Raw genomic sequence first — 17,116 nt, 5'->3', positions numbered from 1 at the left:
TTGTTTAATTTGAATAACCCGGGTTTTGAGCCAGCTTTGTCCGGTTAATTTCACTTTTTGGAATAGGCAGCAGATAATGCTGAGGCTTAAACACCCTGGTCTGTACCTGGCTGTAATTGTAAGTCTTGCTACCATTGGCTTTTTTGGTTATAATCACACCCATTAGTGGTTTATTCTCGGTAACATCCGCAATTTTCCATCGGCGAACATCATAGTAACGATGTCCTTCCAGACTCAACTCTACCTGTCTTTCATTCCGGATCTTATTTTCAAGTGCTGTGCCCGACAAGCTATTTGGAAGTGGATTTTTGATGCCTGCCCTTTGCCTGATTAAATCAAGATACTGGATGGCCGCACCATTATTTCCAAGCCGAAACTGGGCTTCTGCATAATTCAGATAGATTTCGCTTAAGCGGCTGACGATCCAAAATTTATTGGTTTGGGTTTCTTCATTGAAGTTATAGGTCGTATCACAATATTTTCTAAAGGTGTAGCGAGTTACGCTATTGTTCCATTTATCCCAGCCTTGTGGTGAATCCAATCCGCCCTCATAAAACTCGGCTGCATTGGTACTTCCTACGCCGTATCTGTCCTGGCAAAATGCAGGCTGTCCATATGGTCTTCCGTCATAAACAATATCCTGATAAAAGCGGGGATCACGGTTTGCATATGGATGCTGTGGATCATAACCCGAAGTTGGATCGGTAATGTCTTTTCCATCTGCCGTTCCATAGGCATCTACCAGATTTTGACTGGGTGCAAATGAAGCCCATCCATGAAATCCGCTGGGCGATAAAAACATCTCCACCCCCTGGAACGCGCTCCACATATACTGTTTATTGGTTAACCTCACCATAATCAATTCCGAATTTAGCGTGGTAAACAAATCGGCATAATTACCGCTGAACAATCTAAATGCATTCAGATCGATCACCGCTTTTGCCGCGTCGGAAGCTTTTTTCCATTTCGCCATATCGTTCGCTGCGTTCCATTGCGGACTGGCAGCATATAACAAAAGCGTCGATTTTAGTGCAAGAGCAGCCGCTTTTGTCGCCCTTCCTAAATTGGCGGAACTTTGTTGCAGAGGGAGAAGACCTGCGGCTTTATCCAACTCATCGGAGATAAAGCTTGAACAATCCTCATAGGTATTCCGGCTCCTTTCAAAATTACTGTTCAGATCAAAGGGCTTTGTGATCAGTGGAACACCACCGTAATCTCTGATCAATTTGAAATAAGCATAAGCCCTTAAATAAGTCACTTCGCCTTTTAACCTGTCCCGTCGTGCTGGATCGCCAGGAACATTATCGATCTTGGATAAAAAGATATTGCAATTCTGAATGATACTATAAGTTGATCCCCAGATGTCAAATACACCCAGGTTGTCGGGAGTAAGAGAACCGGAGTTCATTACTGAGGCATTATAATCATCAAATTTATTGAATGCTTCATCGCAGGCAGAAGATAAAGCCCATGTCCTGTTGGTGGTATTGTCCCAGTTGTGTTCTGCATTGGGCAACACATTGTACAGGTTATTTGTAAAAGCTTCTGCAAGACTTAAATCGTTCCACACAGATTGATCCGTATAGGAATCAAGTGGTGTTTTGTCTAAGACATCCTTTTTGCAGGAAGTCATTATAACACATAGGATATAACAACAGATGAGTATTTTATTTTTCATATATGTCGTTTTTATAAGTTAACATTTAAACCGAACCTGATAATTCTAGTTTGCGGGTAGTTGATTCCTGTGATGTTGTTGGTTTCAGGATCGACACCATATTTCTTCATCCCGTCAAAAGAAAACAGATTGGTGGCCCCGGCGAATATTTTCACTGAACCGATACCATATTTTTCGAAAGTGCTTGCCGGCAAGGTGTAGGACAACTCAACTGATTTTAAACGCAGAAATGCTGCATTTCTCAACCAAAAATCAGCGTATACAGAGTTTCGTGGATCGGTAGAATTAAAAGCCCTCGGATATTCTGCATTGGAATTGTCTGGAGTCCAGCGTCCGTTGTACAGATAATATGGAGGTGCTACCAAAGAACCTTGCGACTGTGGTAAAATCATTTGTTTAGCCATTGCTTGTCCCGACCAGACCAGGTTAAGCCCGATTCCTTTGTACTCGGCACCCATCAAAACTCCAAACATGATCTTTGGTGTAGCAGATTCAGGGATCCTGACCATATCATCACTGGTGATATTCCCGTCTCCACTCTTATCCATGATCCAGAGATCACCAGGTTTTGCGCCCGACATATGGGGAGAATTGTCTACCTCGGCCTGTGTATGGTAAATTCCCTTTGTCTGGTACACTAACCAGGAGTCGATGGCATAACCGGTCGATTTTTGCCAGGCAGGGATATTCGGTGACTCATCACGGAAGATGATCTTACTCTTGGCGTAGGTAAAATTGGCCCCGAAATTATACTTAAAATTGTTTTTCGTTTCCTTGTAATTGATGGAAAAATCAACACCCCGGTTAAGGGATTTGCCAATATTTTCCGGTGGAAGCGACAAACCTGTATATTGCGGTACTGACGCGTTACGTTGCGCCAGGATATCCCTCCTTAAAAAACGGAAAGCATCAAAACTAACGGTCAATTTATTGGACAAGAAAGCGGCATCAAATCCAATGTTCCTGGTGTCCTGTTTTTCCCATGTGATATTCGGGTTAGGCGTTGCAGAAAGGTACAGGTTCTTTGCTTCCGTGTAGTTCTCCCCAAAATAACTATAATTCTCAGGATTCTGTACCAACTGATAGCGGGTTACATACAAATACTGCGCAACGGCATCATTACCCATCAATCCCCAAGAAGCACGAAATTTTAATTGGTCTACACCTCTAATATTGTCTTTGAAGAAATCTTCTTCAGAAATCTTCCAGCCCAGAGATATAGCCGGGAATAAACCCCATCGTTTATCGGCCGGAAAGTTGAATGAACCATTGTAACGGAAAGAAGCCTCAGCAAAGTATTTATTATTATAAGCGTAAGCCGCTCTTCCCAAATAACTTTTGCGACCATCCTGAGAGGCTGAACCGGTTGCATTCTGTCCTACTGCACTTCCGGTGAACAGCTGATCCAACTGATTACTCAACAAGTCTCTACGGTAGGCATAGGTATCATTCCAGTTGGTTGTTGTTTGTTCAAACCCGGCAAAAGCATTGATGCTATGCTTACCAAACTGGTGGTCATAAGCCATTTTGATGAAATAGGTATTCTGATTGGTGAGCTGTGCATCCTGTGCCAGGCTCAAAATACTGGTACTGGCTCTCTGATTGCTATAAGTTTTAGTCGTTGCATCGTAAGTATAGGCATCCCAGGGTTGGTGAAATGTCTTCTCCTCCACATATTTGTAATCAAAAGCAGCATAACCGTTTAGCGACAAACCCTCAACAACATAGGGTAGTTTCAGGTCAAATCCAAGTGTGGGATTTACGGTATAATAATTGGCATGGTCATAGCCAGCTAAAGGAGAGGTCATTATGACCGGATTTCTACCATTTGACACACCGGCATTTGCAGAGCCATTTGGCCAGTACACAGGTAAGAAAGGATACATGCTCACCGCTTCATGTAAGGTTTGACTCAAAGACATCACCGGGTTATTCTTATTTTCTTTTCGGGCTGCGATGTCGAGATTAACTTTCAGGTTCGGTGAAATCGTCGCATCGATATTCGACCGGATGTTGAATTGCTTAAACCGCTGGTCACTATTTCTCAGATTACTCTGCTGATCGAGTGTCTGTGCAGAAAAATAATATTTCACCTGTTCGCCACCGCCTGAGACAGAAAGCGAATGACTATTCATTGGCGCATTTTTTCTGAATACAGCATCCATCCAGTCTGTACTGGTGTAATTTGGATCGTTGCCGGCTTTATATTTATCGATTTCACTTTGTGCATAAGGAGCAGTGTTCCCCTGATTAAGGTTTAGCTCATTAAAATAAGTCATATATTCCCAGGCATTCACACGATGTGTAAGTCTGGTCAATTGCTGGATGCTGTATGACCCATCATAATGAATGGTGGCCTTACCAGTTTTACCCCTTTTAGTTGTCACCAGGATCACACCATTGGCCGACCTGACGCCATAGATTGCCGCTGAGGCATCTTTTAAAACCGTAACAGATTCGATATCATCTGGGTTAAGACGATTCAGATCCCTGTCGGCTATTCCGTCAACCACAACCAGGGGGCCCGTACCTCCACCAAAGGAATTCAATCCCCTGATCAATAAACTTGCACCGTCATTTCCCGGTTCACCTGAACGGTTGCTAACGATCAATCCCGGTACACGTCCAGCTAAGGAGTTAGAGACAGAGGGTGATGCATTTTGGAGCACATCTTCCCCTTTTACAGTACTGACAGCACCCACAACACTTCCTTTTTTCTGGGTACCGTAGCCCACCACCACCACCTCATTCAAGTTGGAGTTCTGGGTAACCAAAACAACATTTAACGTCGTTGAACTGCCTATTTTCTGCTCCTGACTGATAAAGCCGACGTAACTGAATACCAATATGGCCTGGTCGTTTGGTGCAGTAATACTGTAATGACCGTTAGGATCTGTTGTTGTACCATTAGTTGATCCTTTCAGCCGGACACTTACACCTGGTAATGGCAATCCCTTTTCATCTGTTACTTTACCTTTTATTTTAACAGCATTTACCGGGGAGCTCAGAATTGGACTAAGAATGGATTTAGCGCTGACCTGCCCTGTAACTACGGTAACAAGCAGTGCAGCAAGAGGCAGGCCGAGTAAAATTTTGGGCGAACAAGGCCATAGCAAAAGCCAGGCTTTTGATTTAAATTTCATATTTTTGAAAACTTTGGGTTAAAAAATAATGTCGATTGTTCAATAATTGATGGCAACCCAAGTATCTGCCGGGAGGTGCTAGGAACACTTTCCGGCTCTTTTTATTGGACGGGTTACCCGACTATTTTTTTATACTTGTATCTTTCTGTTCATATTTTTTTGTTTAGGTTCATAATTCGGTTATTTATTTGGTTTTATATATTCTTCATAATTTGATTTGAATCGTTTCTCCCTCAGGGATGGTGTAAGTATGCGTATCTCCTTTTTTGCTTACCATAACCCCGATTTTATCCTTATTTTGCCGTACAATTCTCAGATCGAAAACAGTGTTAAATGCATGTATATTCTTTAATGACATCTGTTTCCAGTCTTTAGGCAATCTTGGCGTGCAGCTAAAACTATTAAATCCTGTAGGTCTCATGCCAAACAATCCCTCAATATAGACCCTGCAATACAAACCACTTTCTGCAGAAAGGTGTCTTTGACTGCCTTCGGGATAGGCCTCAACAGGATATGGTACATGTTCACCCAAAAGCCTTCGGCGCGAGTAATAACGAAGAAACGTCATAGCCTGGTCTGTTGCACCCGCCTGCAGTACACCACGAAGCCCATACAAAGTGGATCGGTCCCAGAAAGTTTCTTTGCCTGCCTCTGTCGCTAAACCGTCGGCGGTCCAAAGCTGGGGCGAAAATAAAGCCGCAATGGTTCCCTTACTTCGATTGTAAATTCCCATAGCAAGAGGCATACTGATCCATGCCCGCAGCGTCGTATTCGTTTCATAATATTTATAGGTATCAAAACCACCTATAGAAGCGCCAAAATACTTCTCGATATTCAGCTTAAGCCGGCTGGCACGCGCCCTGTAATCCTCAACCTCCTTTTCAGGCAGGTGCAATTGCCTGGCCAGCATCGATGCCGAAACCAAGGCATCGTAATATAGACAGTTGGTAGACAGATTGGCCTTTCCCGAAGGGAAGCGACCTTCCAGTTCGTCGCTTTGCGATTCAACCACCCCCTGATCATTGATATGCCTGCTACAATATTCCAGACACCAACTGATCAGTGGCCATAGAACTTTTGCCGAGTCGATCTTACCATAGGTAAGTGCAAATCTGGAAGCACCATAGGCAATCATAGCCTGATCTCCCCTATCACCTGCCCCTTTCCACACCGCATCTCCCTCAGCCACGATAGAACTTGGTAAAGGCTTGTATTCCGGATTCATATAAGTCGCAAATAATCGGTAACAGTTCATCGCAGACTGAACGCCAATACGATCTCCCGAAAAAGCAAAATAAGGACTGACATATTCAGCCTGATCATTTGCCCATATCGCAGCATAATATTCCAACCCTCCCGGACCATGAAGATATCCCCGTTTGGTCTTAAAAATGCTTTCAGTGGCCCGTATTTTCGCAAAAGCGAAAGCCGTATTTAAAATTGTATCCGGCGTTTCCAGTTGCAAGGGTTTCAAGATCTCAGTGATGCGTTTAACCCTGTTACTTTCCTCCAGATCTGAATCTGCAAAGAATGGCTTTTCGGGATGATCAGTAGCGAAATAGCAAACAGCAAAGATGGTAGACCGCCCAGGTTCCAGAACACGTCGACCTTCATTCAGCGTCTTCATCACCACCGTATGCGGCGATGATTTGCTCCGCAGTGTATCAGTTGTCACTGAACGGTTTAATTTCTCCATCGACAGAGTTATCGTTTTGTCTCCCGTATTGGTGACAACAAATTTTTCAATGACCATAGGCTGATCCACAGAAGGAAACAGACTGTGTTCAATTTTCAATCCATCCGGTTTGCCGGTTTCTGCCATGATCCGCATCACACCAGAATGGTTAATGTTTTTGGTAACTAATGCAGGTAACGGCTTGTTGTTGATGTACATCCTCGGCAATTCATTGTCCTCAAAGGTATAAGTAATATGACTCCTGGTTTCATCGGGCAGCATCCGGAAGGTTGGAAAAACCACCTTACGGGTTAATCTTATACTGCCCGCCTGATCAACTTGATAAGCAATCCAGAGAGAAACCTTTTCACCCGACATCTCAATATGGTCCGAATGTGGCAGTCTTTCATTTATACGCCAGTTTATACTTCCATTTGGCTGTATCACCCACCTGTCCTTTTGTTCTGGCAGGTTTGTTTCCTGGCTATATATTGTCAAATTGACAATTAAAAGTAGAGACGTGAGTAAGGCTTTCTTCTTCGGGGATTTCATGAGTTTATTTTGATCGTTTAAAAAATTGTATTAGGATTTAGCATCAATTTCTACGTGCATTCCGGGCTGTATGTTCACCTGCACCCAACTGATCACTTTTCCATCTTTGCTGATCTGCTTCTTTGTGGTCAGTAAAATTCCATTGACATTTGCATAGCGGTAATTTCCGGAGAAAGAAGCCTTCCATTTAAAAGACTTGTTTCCCAAATTGGAAATTGCCGAGTGATGGCCATTCTTGTGGCTAAGGTTGATCTTGGTTTGCAACACGGATAAATTATTGACCGCAGCAAAGCCCCCGCTGTTACTTCTAAATAAACTACCTATTGTCATTACCTGGGCATCGGGACTAATGCCCATAAAACCTTGTACAATGCCATCGATCACACCGAAGGAAACCTCCGGATATTCCCTTCTGGGCGTAGCGGGATCTGAAAGGTAAAGAATGTATTTTCTTGCCTGGTCCCAATCACCGTTCTTATAGAACAAGTAAGGATAATAGGAAGTGCATTCAATATTGGCTTTTGTTGCGGCAATTTGTGCCAGCTGGTCCTTAACCCTCGACCTATCTTTCAGGGCATCAAACCAAAGCAGAAATGGGGCTGGATTATCATTGATGAATTGTCCCTCGCTACTGTAATAGGCAAAATAACAGGCCTGGCTTTTGTTCCACCAGTCGGCCTCCAGCCGCAGTCGGTAGCGCTCGGCTTTCTGAGCATACAATTTAGCCTCCTGCTGCTTTCCTTTCGCTGCAAGTATCTCTGAATAGGTTTGCAACCCACGATAAAGCGCAGCCACAAGATCAACTCCGGTTCTCAGATTTGGTATTCCCTCTGAGTAGGAAGGTAACCCACGACAACTCTGAAAAGAATCCTTCTCATCATAAGGAATCGGAGTATGAAGATGTGCTGGTCTCTTTAACAAAGAATCGGCAGAGAGCATCCAGGTATCAATGTATTCCTTAACCGTCTTTTCCTGAAAATGTACAAAGGCCGGATCGCTGATATAATCTTTATTCCCTGTCCAATGATAGAGCCTCCATGTCGCAAAAAGCACATCAAAATTAGCTGGCAAATTGTACCAGAATTCTTTATCGCTCCTGTAATCTTCGGGTGCAGGCTTCCCCCATTTATTCATCTCCCAGTAAGAACACCAATCTTTTGAGGCCGAAATATTTTTAGCAAACAAAGTAAACATGTTCAGATTTTCCCTGCCCAATCCGAGTATCTCGGCACCAATACTCTGATGTGCTGCATCACGCATGCAGAAGGCATATCGCGACGGGAGTGCTGCTTCATACCATGCGCCTACTGGGTCATCCGCTCCTTTATAATGTAGTGCCATGCCTTTGGCCCAGTTAAAAGCACGTACCAGGTCTTTGTCAGAGGAATTAAAATTTACATTTCCGACCTGTGCCGAGGCAAAAGAAAATCCATAAAATACAAACACCAAAAGGATCGATTTATATCGCCGTAAAATCATAGTATATGAATTGAAATTGATTTGCATTCGTAAAAACTACCACCAGCAAAAAGCCTCTGCAAGAAACAAAATACAGTATACGTTCAATCCGCGCATCCCCTTTGGGGCAGCAAATAAAGAATTTGTTCATCTGGTCTAATCTGGTCTACATCACAATAGTAAATAATTACTTTTGCATCTGCAAATTTTATTTTACAAGAACCAGTGGAGAGAAAACAACAAACACCAATATCATCAACAGGATCAGGATTCCGGTATAGAAATGTCTGTTTTCCCATTGCTCAAGATCTACTAAGTTATTCGTCTTGAGTTGATAAGGCACTGACATGGGGTAGAGTTTGCCAATGAGGAGCATGATGCCACAAGTGATCACAAACAAAATTGCCAGAATATGTAAAAAATGGATATGGATATTGAAGACCAGTTGAGTCAAGCCATAAGAAACAATGAAAAATGTCAATCCTATTTTAGCTGCCAGGGGTGGAACTTTTCTGGTAACCAGACCAATGAACATGATGGTGAAAATGGGTACATTAAAAAAACCATTTACGGTTTGGACATAGGTATAAAAGCCGTGTTTAACTAAAATAATCAAGGGCGCAATCATAATGGCAATTAAACAAACTATGATCTGAAACAGCTTAGCGCTCCAGATCAGTCTTTTTTCAGGAACAATCTGCGACCGCTTTTCCAGCCAGGGTTTGTATATATTGAGTATAAACAAGGTACTTGAACTGTTCAGACCAGCATTAAAGGTGGTTAAGGCCGCACCAAAAATTATCGCTGCAATAAATCCGGAAATAATAGGTGGAGACACCAAGCGGTTAAGCATAGGAAATACTTCAGCCGGATTCTGCATGCCTGCGAAAACATGTACTGCGATCAGGCCTGGCACACACAAAAATAAAGGAGAGATCAGTTTCCCTAAACAGGCCACCGCAATCCCTTTCTGACAGGTTTTGAGGTTCTTTGAAGCCAGAGCCTGTTGAACAATGTACTGTTCCGTTCCCCAATAATACAAATTCACCAATAACATACCAGTAAAAAGGGTCCCAAATGGAATGGGGTCAGAAGATGATCCTATACTATTAAAATGATCTTTATGATTCGTTAACAAAACATGTATACCTTGTTGGATACTGCCATGCCCAAGATATTTAAGCCCAAAAACCGGTAGCATCAGGCCCCCGGCAAAAAGGCCCATACCCAATAACATCTCTGAAATTGTGGTGGCTTTTAATCCGCCCAGCATAGTAAACAGACAGCCAGCCGATCCCAGTATCCAAACCAATATCCAAATACTGGTGCTATAATCTACATTAAATGCGGCTGAAAAGTTGAACAATCCGTTCATGGCCAGAGCTCCACTATACAATACGGATGGCAGCAGATTAATGATATAGCCGAACAGAAATATCATCGATACAATCTTCCCAACACTACGGTCATACCTCGCGGTGAGAAAATCGGGCGTTGTCGAAATACCAAGCCGGATATACATTGGCATAATAAACTCAGACACCAGCAACATGGCAAGAACAGAGGTGACGCCCCATGCCATAACCGTCATATTATGGGTATAAACAAGTTCATTTTCACCTATGATGGTAGAGGTATTGATATTGGTAAAGAGTAACCCGCAGCCAACCTGGAAAAATGCAAGTTTTCTGTCGGCCAAAAAGAAACGATTTAAAGTATCCGCTTTTTTGCGCCTGGAGTTATACAATGAGATGAAGGCAACTGAGCCAATAAAAAGCAAGAAACTTGAGGCGATAATCCAATTCATATGGATCTTTAAAGTGTAGTTCTTTCAAATAAGATCATCGGTACTGTAAGCTGTATATCTTGTTGCTTTAAAACTGCACGTCCGGCCAATATACCCATTTTCGAAAAATCGGCAGAAAATGTGGTGATACCTATAATTTCTTTCGCCGGTTCATCATTGGAGGAGAGCACCCCGAGGTCTTTTCCAGGCTCAAGTTTTTTGCCTATACAATCTCTCATAATCTGCCATAGTGCAAAGTTATCCAAGGTAAAATACACCTTCCCTTTTTCAACTGTTCCGGCGATATATTCCTTTTCGATACGGCCTTTGATATTGAAATCTTTAAGGAATTTTTTAAATGACCCAACAATCTCTTTAGGATCCAAAGAGATTGGAGAGTGATAAAAAATAAATTCATCGAACTGCCGGATTCTGGGTGCCAGCTTTGAGAAAACTTCATAAGAAGAGTTTCCAAACTCTTGTGTAATATGGTTAAAAATACCATCCAGGGGCTCAAAACGGTCAAAAATTAAAAGTTTGTTCCGCGGTATCATTTCCAGCAATTCTTTAGTCTGAGGATGAGGTATTGGCGCAATTACATACATCCCGTATTTGCTTTTTATTTGTGATAAAATGGTACCAAATATTTCGATGTCACCATGATGAAAATAGGTATTCAGGCTAACTTTCTGACCAATCTCGTGCCGAAAACTCCGGTAGAATTGTTCCTCGAAGGTATCCAGGTTATACATCAGCAATGCGACATTCATTATCCTGTCGGTATTGCCGCCGCCTACAAAATACCCTTGTCTGTTTTTAGATTCTACAATGCCCCTATCGATGAGTTCTTTATAAGCCCTTATAACTGTTTGCCTGGAGAAGCCAAGTTCCTTCATCATGACCTTTACTGTTGGAAGCATTTCATTCTGATTAATGATCTTTCCGTTGACGGCATTAATAATGCCCTGAACAAACCTATCATGCTTGGAATATGAAGGTATATCCCCTAGTATTTGTATTTCCTTAAAAATGCTATCCATGAGTATTTAAACGCCAAAACTAATTTCCTATCTGGTAACCCGCTTGGTCTTTCCTCTCAAATGTGACAAAAAGGAGTGTACAAAAGAAATTTTTACTGAATTTATTGAAATTTTTACTTCCAAGACCTCTACTCTTTACCAAAAAGCGTGGCAACTGCCCAATCAACTGTCTACCTTGCTAACTTATAAATTTGGTTAGATTATTAATTCTGGATATCTTGGCGCAGCAACAAATCAGGAGCGATTACCTCACTAGTTTTTACGCAATACGATATATTTTAAATGGAGACCAACAAAACTGCTACGACAATTCTGCAAACAAAACAACACTTTGAGATTCTTGACGGATTAAGGGGCATTGCTGCCTGGGCCGTTGTCATATTTCATTTTATGGAATGGGCTTACACCGATTCCAGCCAGAACTTTATCGGACACGGTTTTTTAGCTGTCGATTTCTTCTTTTGTCTTTCGGGATTCGTGATCGGATATGCTTATGACGATCGTATAGGAAAAATGGGCGTGCTCGAGTTCTTTAAATCGAGGGTCATCCGACTGCACCCGCTGGTTATAGCTGGATCTGTATTAGGCCTTCTGGCATTTTTGTTCGACCCATTTGGGGGTCATCTTGAATTGTACAGCAGCGGTAAAATTATTCTTACATTTTTGTGTTCGATACTACTTATACCGTTACCCGTAATAGAAGATCGCGGATTTAATCTATTCAGTTTCAATGCGCCAGCATGGTCTCTATTTTGGGAATATGTTGCTAATATTGTTTACGCATTTGTGCTTTATCGAATTCGTCGCAGCTTGCTGATCATTTTAACCCTACTAGCCGCGGCAGCTATTTGCCTGGTAAGTTATCGCTCCGGCAATTTATTGGGCGGCTGGAGCGGTCCAACCTTTTGGGACGGAAGCGCAAGGATATCCTATTCTTTTTTAGCCGGACTACTTATTTACCGTTCCAATTGGATCATCAAAAACAAGCTGGGATTTATCGGCTTAGCTATATTATTATTCCTGGCGTTTATAATGCCATCCTCAAAATGGAATTGGTTATCGGAACCTTTAGTCGTACTTGTTTACTTTCCATTGCTGATCGCTTTGGGTGCAGGTGCTACCTTAGCCCCTGGCTTGAAAAAGTTTTGCGTCTTTTCAGGAAAGATCTCTTACCCATTGTATATGACGCATTATGCCGTGCTATGGATGTTCGGTAACTACTACACAAGTCATAAGGTAGGCACAACGGAACTATCTTTGATAATTATAACCGCACTCGTACTACTTACTGGAGCAGCTTACCTCATCATGGTAATTTACGATATCCCTGTAAGGAAATATTTAAGTGATAAACGGAATAAAGGGCTTGCTAAACAAAAAGCTGGTGGTGACTAACAGCTTTACCGTACAAGCGGTTAATATTGTGCATTTATTAGTTAAAAACAGACCTATAGTACCTGCGTATTCTTTATAGTTTTACAAGAACAAGGAACTGATAAAGTTATCCAACCATCCTGATAGCTTCATCACCACTAAAAATAAAACTATATACTGATGAAAACGTATAAAGAATTCTTGGGTATCATCCTGTTTATTGCTGTTTTAATCCAGGGTAACAATATCGCGAAAGCACAAAATGGAGACCAGATACTAGATGGAATCGGCGAGACGGGAATGATTGCGCGCTACGTGTTTGACGGAGATGTCAAAGACTGGTCCCGAAATAATTTACACGCTAAATTTCAGGGCACCGGGGTCAAATTCATCAATGAAAATCGGTTTGGAAAAGTTTTGTCGCTCTCCGGAGATAACAACAGTTTTCTTACGATCCCGGGAGAAGCACTAAAGGATATCGAATCGCTCAGCATTTCAGGATGGATATACTTACGTTCAGATCTTCCTGGACAACGCTTTTTTGATTTCGGAAGAGACGCCAGCAGACATTTTTTTGCAGCCCCTGCTGGAACAAATACTCAAAAAGGTTATCAGGCGCTAATAACTGCAGAAAAGGGCAATAAAAATGGAGCGGTTTCTCCCATAATTGAGGTCAATAAATGGGTTCATCTTGTTATAGTGATAGATGTTCCTTCAAAGTCTATGATCACCTATGTCAATGGTAAGCCCGCAGGCGAAACTAAAGATATTCCAACAGAGTTAACAGAGGTATTCGGTCTGCAATCAGGAGAGAGAAAACTACTTTATATCGGAAAATCGCTGGTGCCAGGAGATCCCAATCTTAATGCATTGATACATGATTTCCGTATTTATCGTGTTCCCTTAAGCAGAAGACAAATTGCCGGAATTTACAACAATTCCCTGGGCGGTGTTCATGAAGGTCCGGCAAACACCGGAAAGCGTGAGGATGATCTGCCACATTTTTCTCCAACTGAGGCACAGTTGTATAATACTTATTTAGTTCATGTGTCCGATGTAGAAGTGGAAACTGAAGTAGGAAATCTACCCAGATTACCAAGTTATCTACAGGGAACCTACCGGAATGAAATGAAAGGTCCAAAAGTACGTATCCTGTGGCCCTCTCCTGCGGAAAACAGCGCTGTTCTTAAGCCTGGACACTATACCGTTACCGGACGTGTTAGCGGAACAGATTTTCAACCAAAAGCATTTGTCACAGTAAAAGAATCCAGCAAATCGACTACACCAGAGGCTAAATTGGAAACCTTTAATTTGGATCAGGTATCTTTGAAAAGCGATGCTCACCACCACGAAACCAAATTTATCGAAAATCGCGATAAATTTATACGGACATTAGCTAAGACCGATCCTAACTCCTTTCTTTATATGTTCCGCCATGCATTTGGTCAGAAGCAACCAGAAGGCGCAAAACCATTGGGCGTATGGGACAGTCAGGACACCAAATTAAGAGGGCATGCTACAGGGCATTATCTTACGGCAATTGCACAAGCCTACGCCAGCACAGGATATGATAAGGCACTTCAGGCCAATTTCTCCGAGAAAATGGAGTATATGGTAAATACTCTTTATCAGTTATCACAACGATCAGGAAAGGCAAAAGATGCGGGCACTACATATGTATCAGACCCAACAGCCGTACCATATGGCCCTGGAAAATCAGGTTTTGATTCAGATCTTAGTGATCAGGGTATCCGTACCGATTATTGGAACTGGGGTAAAGGATTCATCAGTGCCTATCCGCCCGATCAGTTTATTATGTTAGAAAACGGAGCTTTGTACGGAGGGCAGAAAAACCAGGTTTGGGCCCCCTATTACACCTTACATAAAATACTGGCTGGCTTAATAGACGTATATGAAGTGAGCGGTAATAAAAAAGCGCTTGAAACAGCTACTGGTATGAGCGATTGGGTATACGCACGCTTAAGTCAATTGCCTCAGGAGAGACTTATCAAAATGTGGAATACGTACATTGCCGGAGAATTTGGAGGTATGAATGAATCCATGGCCCGCCTGTACCGAATTACCGGTGAAAAGAAATACCTAAAAACAGCGCAACTGTTTGATAACATTAAGGTATTCTATGGCGATACGGCACATTCACAAGGACTGGCCAAAAATGTTGATTCCTTTCGTGGACTGCATGCCAATCAACATATACCTCAGATTGTAGGAAGTATAGAAATGTATCGTGTTTCCAATAGCCCGGAATATTACAGGGTTGCGGATAACTTCTGGTATAAGACCGTTAATGATTATATGTACAGTATCGGAGGAGTTGCAGGTGCACGTAATCCAGCCAATGCGGAGTGCTTCATCAGTCAACCCGCAACACTGTACGAAAACGGCTTCTCCGCAGGAGGACAGAACGAAACCTGCGCCACATACAATATGCTAAAATTGACCAGCGACCTTTTTCTCTTCGATCAGCGTGCAGAGTTAATGGACTATTATGAGCGTGGTTTGTACAACCATATTCTAGCCTCTGTAGCTAAAGACAGCCCCGCCAATACCTACCATGTTCCCCTCAGACCAGGATCTGTTAAACAATTTAGTAATGAAGATATGACAGGTTTTACCTGTTGCAATGGTACGGCTATTGAGAGCAGCACCAAACTGCAAAATTCTATTTACTTTAAAAGTAAGGATGGCAAGGCGCTTTATGTAAATCTATATATACCGTCTACATTAAAATGGACAGAACGCAATATAACAGTAGAGCAAACTACAAGTTTTCCAAATGAAGACCATACCAGTCTGACAATTCGCGGCAATGGAAAATTTGATGTCAATGTACGTGTACCGGGCTGGGCAACCGGGGGATTTTTTGTAAAGATCAATGGCATAGAACAAAAATTCCAGGCCGATCCTGGTACTTATCTTAAAATAAGCCGAAACTGGAAGGATGGCGATAGGATAGAATTGAAAATACCGTTCCAGTTTCACCTGGATCCGGTTATGGACCAGCAGAACATAGCCAGTCTGTTTTACGGACCGGTTTTACTGGCGGCTCAGGAACCAGAAGCAAGAAAAGAATGGCGTAAAATAACTTTAAATGCCCAGGATATCAGTAAGTCAATTAAGGGTGATCCACAGCAGTTGGAATTCACTATTGATGACGTAGTTTTTAAACCATTTTATGAAACATACGGGCGTCACTCTGTTTATCTGGATGTTACATTAAAATAGATCTTCAGATCAATCATTCAGAAAATTCATATGACCATTTTATCAAATAGAGCTCATTGCACAACTGTTCGTTCGCGTTCATAAACTGTTCGTTAACGAACATAACAATATTAAAACTAAAAATAAAAAACTGATTAACATACACTTACAAAAATAACTTCGATTTGGCACAAGCTTGGTCTATATGACATCAAATAGTTAAATATAACCATGAAAACCTCAATCAAAATCCAAATCACAAGAGCACTAACAGCGCTGCTGTTAATAACAGCTACCCTTCCAGTAAGCGTCTTCGCAACAGATAAAAACCCAATAAAAACCTCCAATACCACTCCCATCCGAAAAATCTCCGTCAAGGGAAATGTTGAGGTGATCTTGGTTCAGGGGCTACCTGAAAGCATTTCCTATACCGATGAGAATACAGGTCGTGTAAAAGTTATAAAGAACGGTGGCATACTCCGAATTATCGGTAACAGTCAAGAGTCAAGCAAGCTCTTTATTTATGTAAATGACATCTACAGAATTGAGGCAGAAGACAATGCTATAGTTAAAACTGAAGGCTGGCTAAGGACGAAATTCCTCCAGATATTCTTAAGAGGAAATGCCAAAGCTGATCTCCGCACAAGTACTCAGGGTCTATACACCTCTCTACATGATCATGCCCACTTAAAGCTAAGCGGATCTACCGACGATCATACACTGGAAATCGGCGACACCCAGAAATTGAACGTCGACAATTTCGTGGCTTTGAAGACCCAATACCTTTCAGTAGAAACACTAGCCTTTGAAAGGAACTCTAAATAATATCAGAGAAATAACCATAGAAATGGAAGCCTGTAACTTCCATTTCCATGATTTCTTAAGCCCCTGCGTATAACCATCATATAAATTATTCGCAATATGAAGCGTATCTCTATTCTGGTAAATAATGATTGCTAATAAATTGGCTTCATTTGTTAATTTGGTCATAGTATACAAGACCAATTTTCAAATGATTTCTGAGAAGGATTTACCTCTTTAAAGCTCTATGAAAAAATCAAAGCACCTTATTAACCTGATCATAATCATCTTTTTTGCTAGTGCCTGCCGGGATAAAAGTTCAACAGCAACAACTCACCATAATCAGGATACGTCCAGCGCTCCGGCAGCCCAGATTATACTTAC

General features: G+C 42.0%; 10 protein-coding genes. 3 read left to right on the top strand and 7 right to left on the bottom strand.

Translation table 11 applies throughout. From position 1 onward, the window contains the following. Positions 1-4: 4 nt before the first annotated feature. The 6 genes from R2S08_RS20350 to R2S08_RS20325 all read right to left on the bottom strand — a co-directional run bounded on the left by R2S08_RS20350 (position 5) and on the right by R2S08_RS20325 (position 11,332). A complete protein-coding gene (locus R2S08_RS20350; RefSeq protein ID WP_316836858.1) occupies positions 5-1,678 on the bottom strand; it encodes a RagB/SusD family nutrient uptake outer membrane protein in 1,674 nt (557 codons plus the stop codon). Positions 1,679-1,689: 11 nt separating this feature from the next. After that, positions 1,690-4,821 carry a TonB-dependent receptor gene (locus tag R2S08_RS20345; protein ID WP_316836857.1) on the bottom strand — a complete coding sequence of 1,044 codons (3,132 nt, stop codon included), beginning with the start codon at positions 4,819-4,821 and terminating at the stop codon, positions 1,690-1,692. Between the two features lie 205 nt (positions 4,822-5,026). Then, positions 5,027-7,048 carry a hypothetical protein gene (locus R2S08_RS20340; RefSeq protein WP_316836856.1) on the bottom strand — a complete coding sequence of 674 codons (2,022 nt, stop codon included), beginning with the start codon at positions 7,046-7,048 and terminating at the stop codon, positions 5,027-5,029. 30 nt (positions 7,049-7,078) lie between these two features. Continuing rightward, complete coding sequence (locus tag R2S08_RS20335) at positions 7,079-8,527, bottom strand: trehalase family glycosidase (protein WP_316836855.1); 1,449 nt, start codon at positions 8,525-8,527, stop codon at positions 7,079-7,081. 187 nt (positions 8,528-8,714) lie between these two features. Beyond that, the gene (locus tag R2S08_RS20330; RefSeq protein ID WP_316836854.1) at positions 8,715-10,313 is read right to left on the bottom strand and encodes a solute:sodium symporter family transporter; all 1,599 of its coding nucleotides are present in this window, start codon (positions 10,311-10,313) and stop codon (positions 8,715-8,717) included. Between the two features lie 8 nt (positions 10,314-10,321). Then, on the bottom strand, positions 10,322-11,332 hold the full coding sequence (locus tag R2S08_RS20325; RefSeq protein ID WP_316836853.1) for a winged helix-turn-helix domain-containing protein: 1,011 nt from the start codon (positions 11,330-11,332) through the stop codon (positions 10,322-10,324). A gap of 282 nt (positions 11,333-11,614) precedes the next feature. On the opposite strand from R2S08_RS20325, the gene R2S08_RS20320 reads away from it, so the two are divergent. From R2S08_RS20320 to R2S08_RS20310, 3 genes are all read left to right on the top strand, one after another. Next, entirely contained in the window at positions 11,615-12,727 is a 1,113-nt protein-coding gene (locus R2S08_RS20320) for an acyltransferase (protein WP_316836852.1), read from the top strand. 159 nt (positions 12,728-12,886) lie between these two features. Continuing rightward, on the top strand, positions 12,887-15,952 hold the full coding sequence (locus tag R2S08_RS20315) for a beta-L-arabinofuranosidase domain-containing protein (RefSeq protein WP_316836851.1): 3,066 nt from the start codon (positions 12,887-12,889) through the stop codon (positions 15,950-15,952). Between the two features lie 210 nt (positions 15,953-16,162). Next, the gene (locus R2S08_RS20310) at positions 16,163-16,756 is read left to right on the top strand and encodes a GIN domain-containing protein (protein WP_316836850.1); all 594 of its coding nucleotides are present in this window, start codon (positions 16,163-16,165) and stop codon (positions 16,754-16,756) included. Here R2S08_RS20310 and R2S08_RS20305 read toward each other — a convergent pair. After that, positions 16,730-16,921 carry a hypothetical protein gene (locus R2S08_RS20305; RefSeq protein ID WP_316836849.1) on the bottom strand — a complete coding sequence of 64 codons (192 nt, stop codon included), beginning with the start codon at positions 16,919-16,921 and terminating at the stop codon, positions 16,730-16,732. The two genes, R2S08_RS20310 and R2S08_RS20305, sit on opposite strands and share 27 nt — an antisense overlap. Positions 16,922-17,116 lie beyond the last annotated feature (195 nt).

This window comes from Pedobacter nutrimenti (genome assembly GCF_032678445.1).
In the GTDB taxonomy this organism is placed as follows: Bacteria; Bacteroidota; Bacteroidia; order Sphingobacteriales; family Sphingobacteriaceae; genus Pedobacter; species Pedobacter nutrimenti_A.
The sequence above is the reverse complement of the archived record's forward strand: the minus strand, read 5'-3'. Positions and strand labels throughout refer to the sequence as shown.

What these genes read in the sequence shown, in the direction of transcription:
- R2S08_RS20350 (WP_316836858.1), bottom strand. Translation starts at nt 1,678, where the DNA reads ATGAAAAATAAAATACTCATCTGTTGTTATATCCTATGTGTTATAATG.
- R2S08_RS20345 (WP_316836857.1), bottom strand. Translation starts at nt 4,821, where the DNA reads ATGAAATTTAAATCAAAAGCCTGGCTTTTGCTATGGCCTTGTTCGCCC.
- R2S08_RS20340 (WP_316836856.1), bottom strand. Translation starts at nt 7,048, where the DNA reads ATGAAATCCCCGAAGAAGAAAGCCTTACTCACGTCTCTACTTTTAATT.
- R2S08_RS20335 (WP_316836855.1), bottom strand. Translation starts at nt 8,527, where the DNA reads ATGATTTTACGGCGATATAAATCGATCCTTTTGGTGTTTGTATTTTAT.
- R2S08_RS20330 (WP_316836854.1), bottom strand. Translation starts at nt 10,313, where the DNA reads ATGAATTGGATTATCGCCTCAAGTTTCTTGCTTTTTATTGGCTCAGTT.
- R2S08_RS20325 (WP_316836853.1), bottom strand. Translation starts at nt 11,332, where the DNA reads ATGGATAGCATTTTTAAGGAAATACAAATACTAGGGGATATACCTTCA.
- R2S08_RS20320 (WP_316836852.1), top strand. Translation starts at nt 11,615, where the DNA reads ATGGAGACCAACAAAACTGCTACGACAATTCTGCAAACAAAACAACAC.
- R2S08_RS20315 (WP_316836851.1), top strand. Translation starts at nt 12,887, where the DNA reads ATGAAAACGTATAAAGAATTCTTGGGTATCATCCTGTTTATTGCTGTT.
- R2S08_RS20310 (WP_316836850.1), top strand. Translation starts at nt 16,163, where the DNA reads ATGAAAACCTCAATCAAAATCCAAATCACAAGAGCACTAACAGCGCTG.
- R2S08_RS20305 (WP_316836849.1), bottom strand. Translation starts at nt 16,921, where the DNA reads ATGACCAAATTAACAAATGAAGCCAATTTATTAGCAATCATTATTTAC.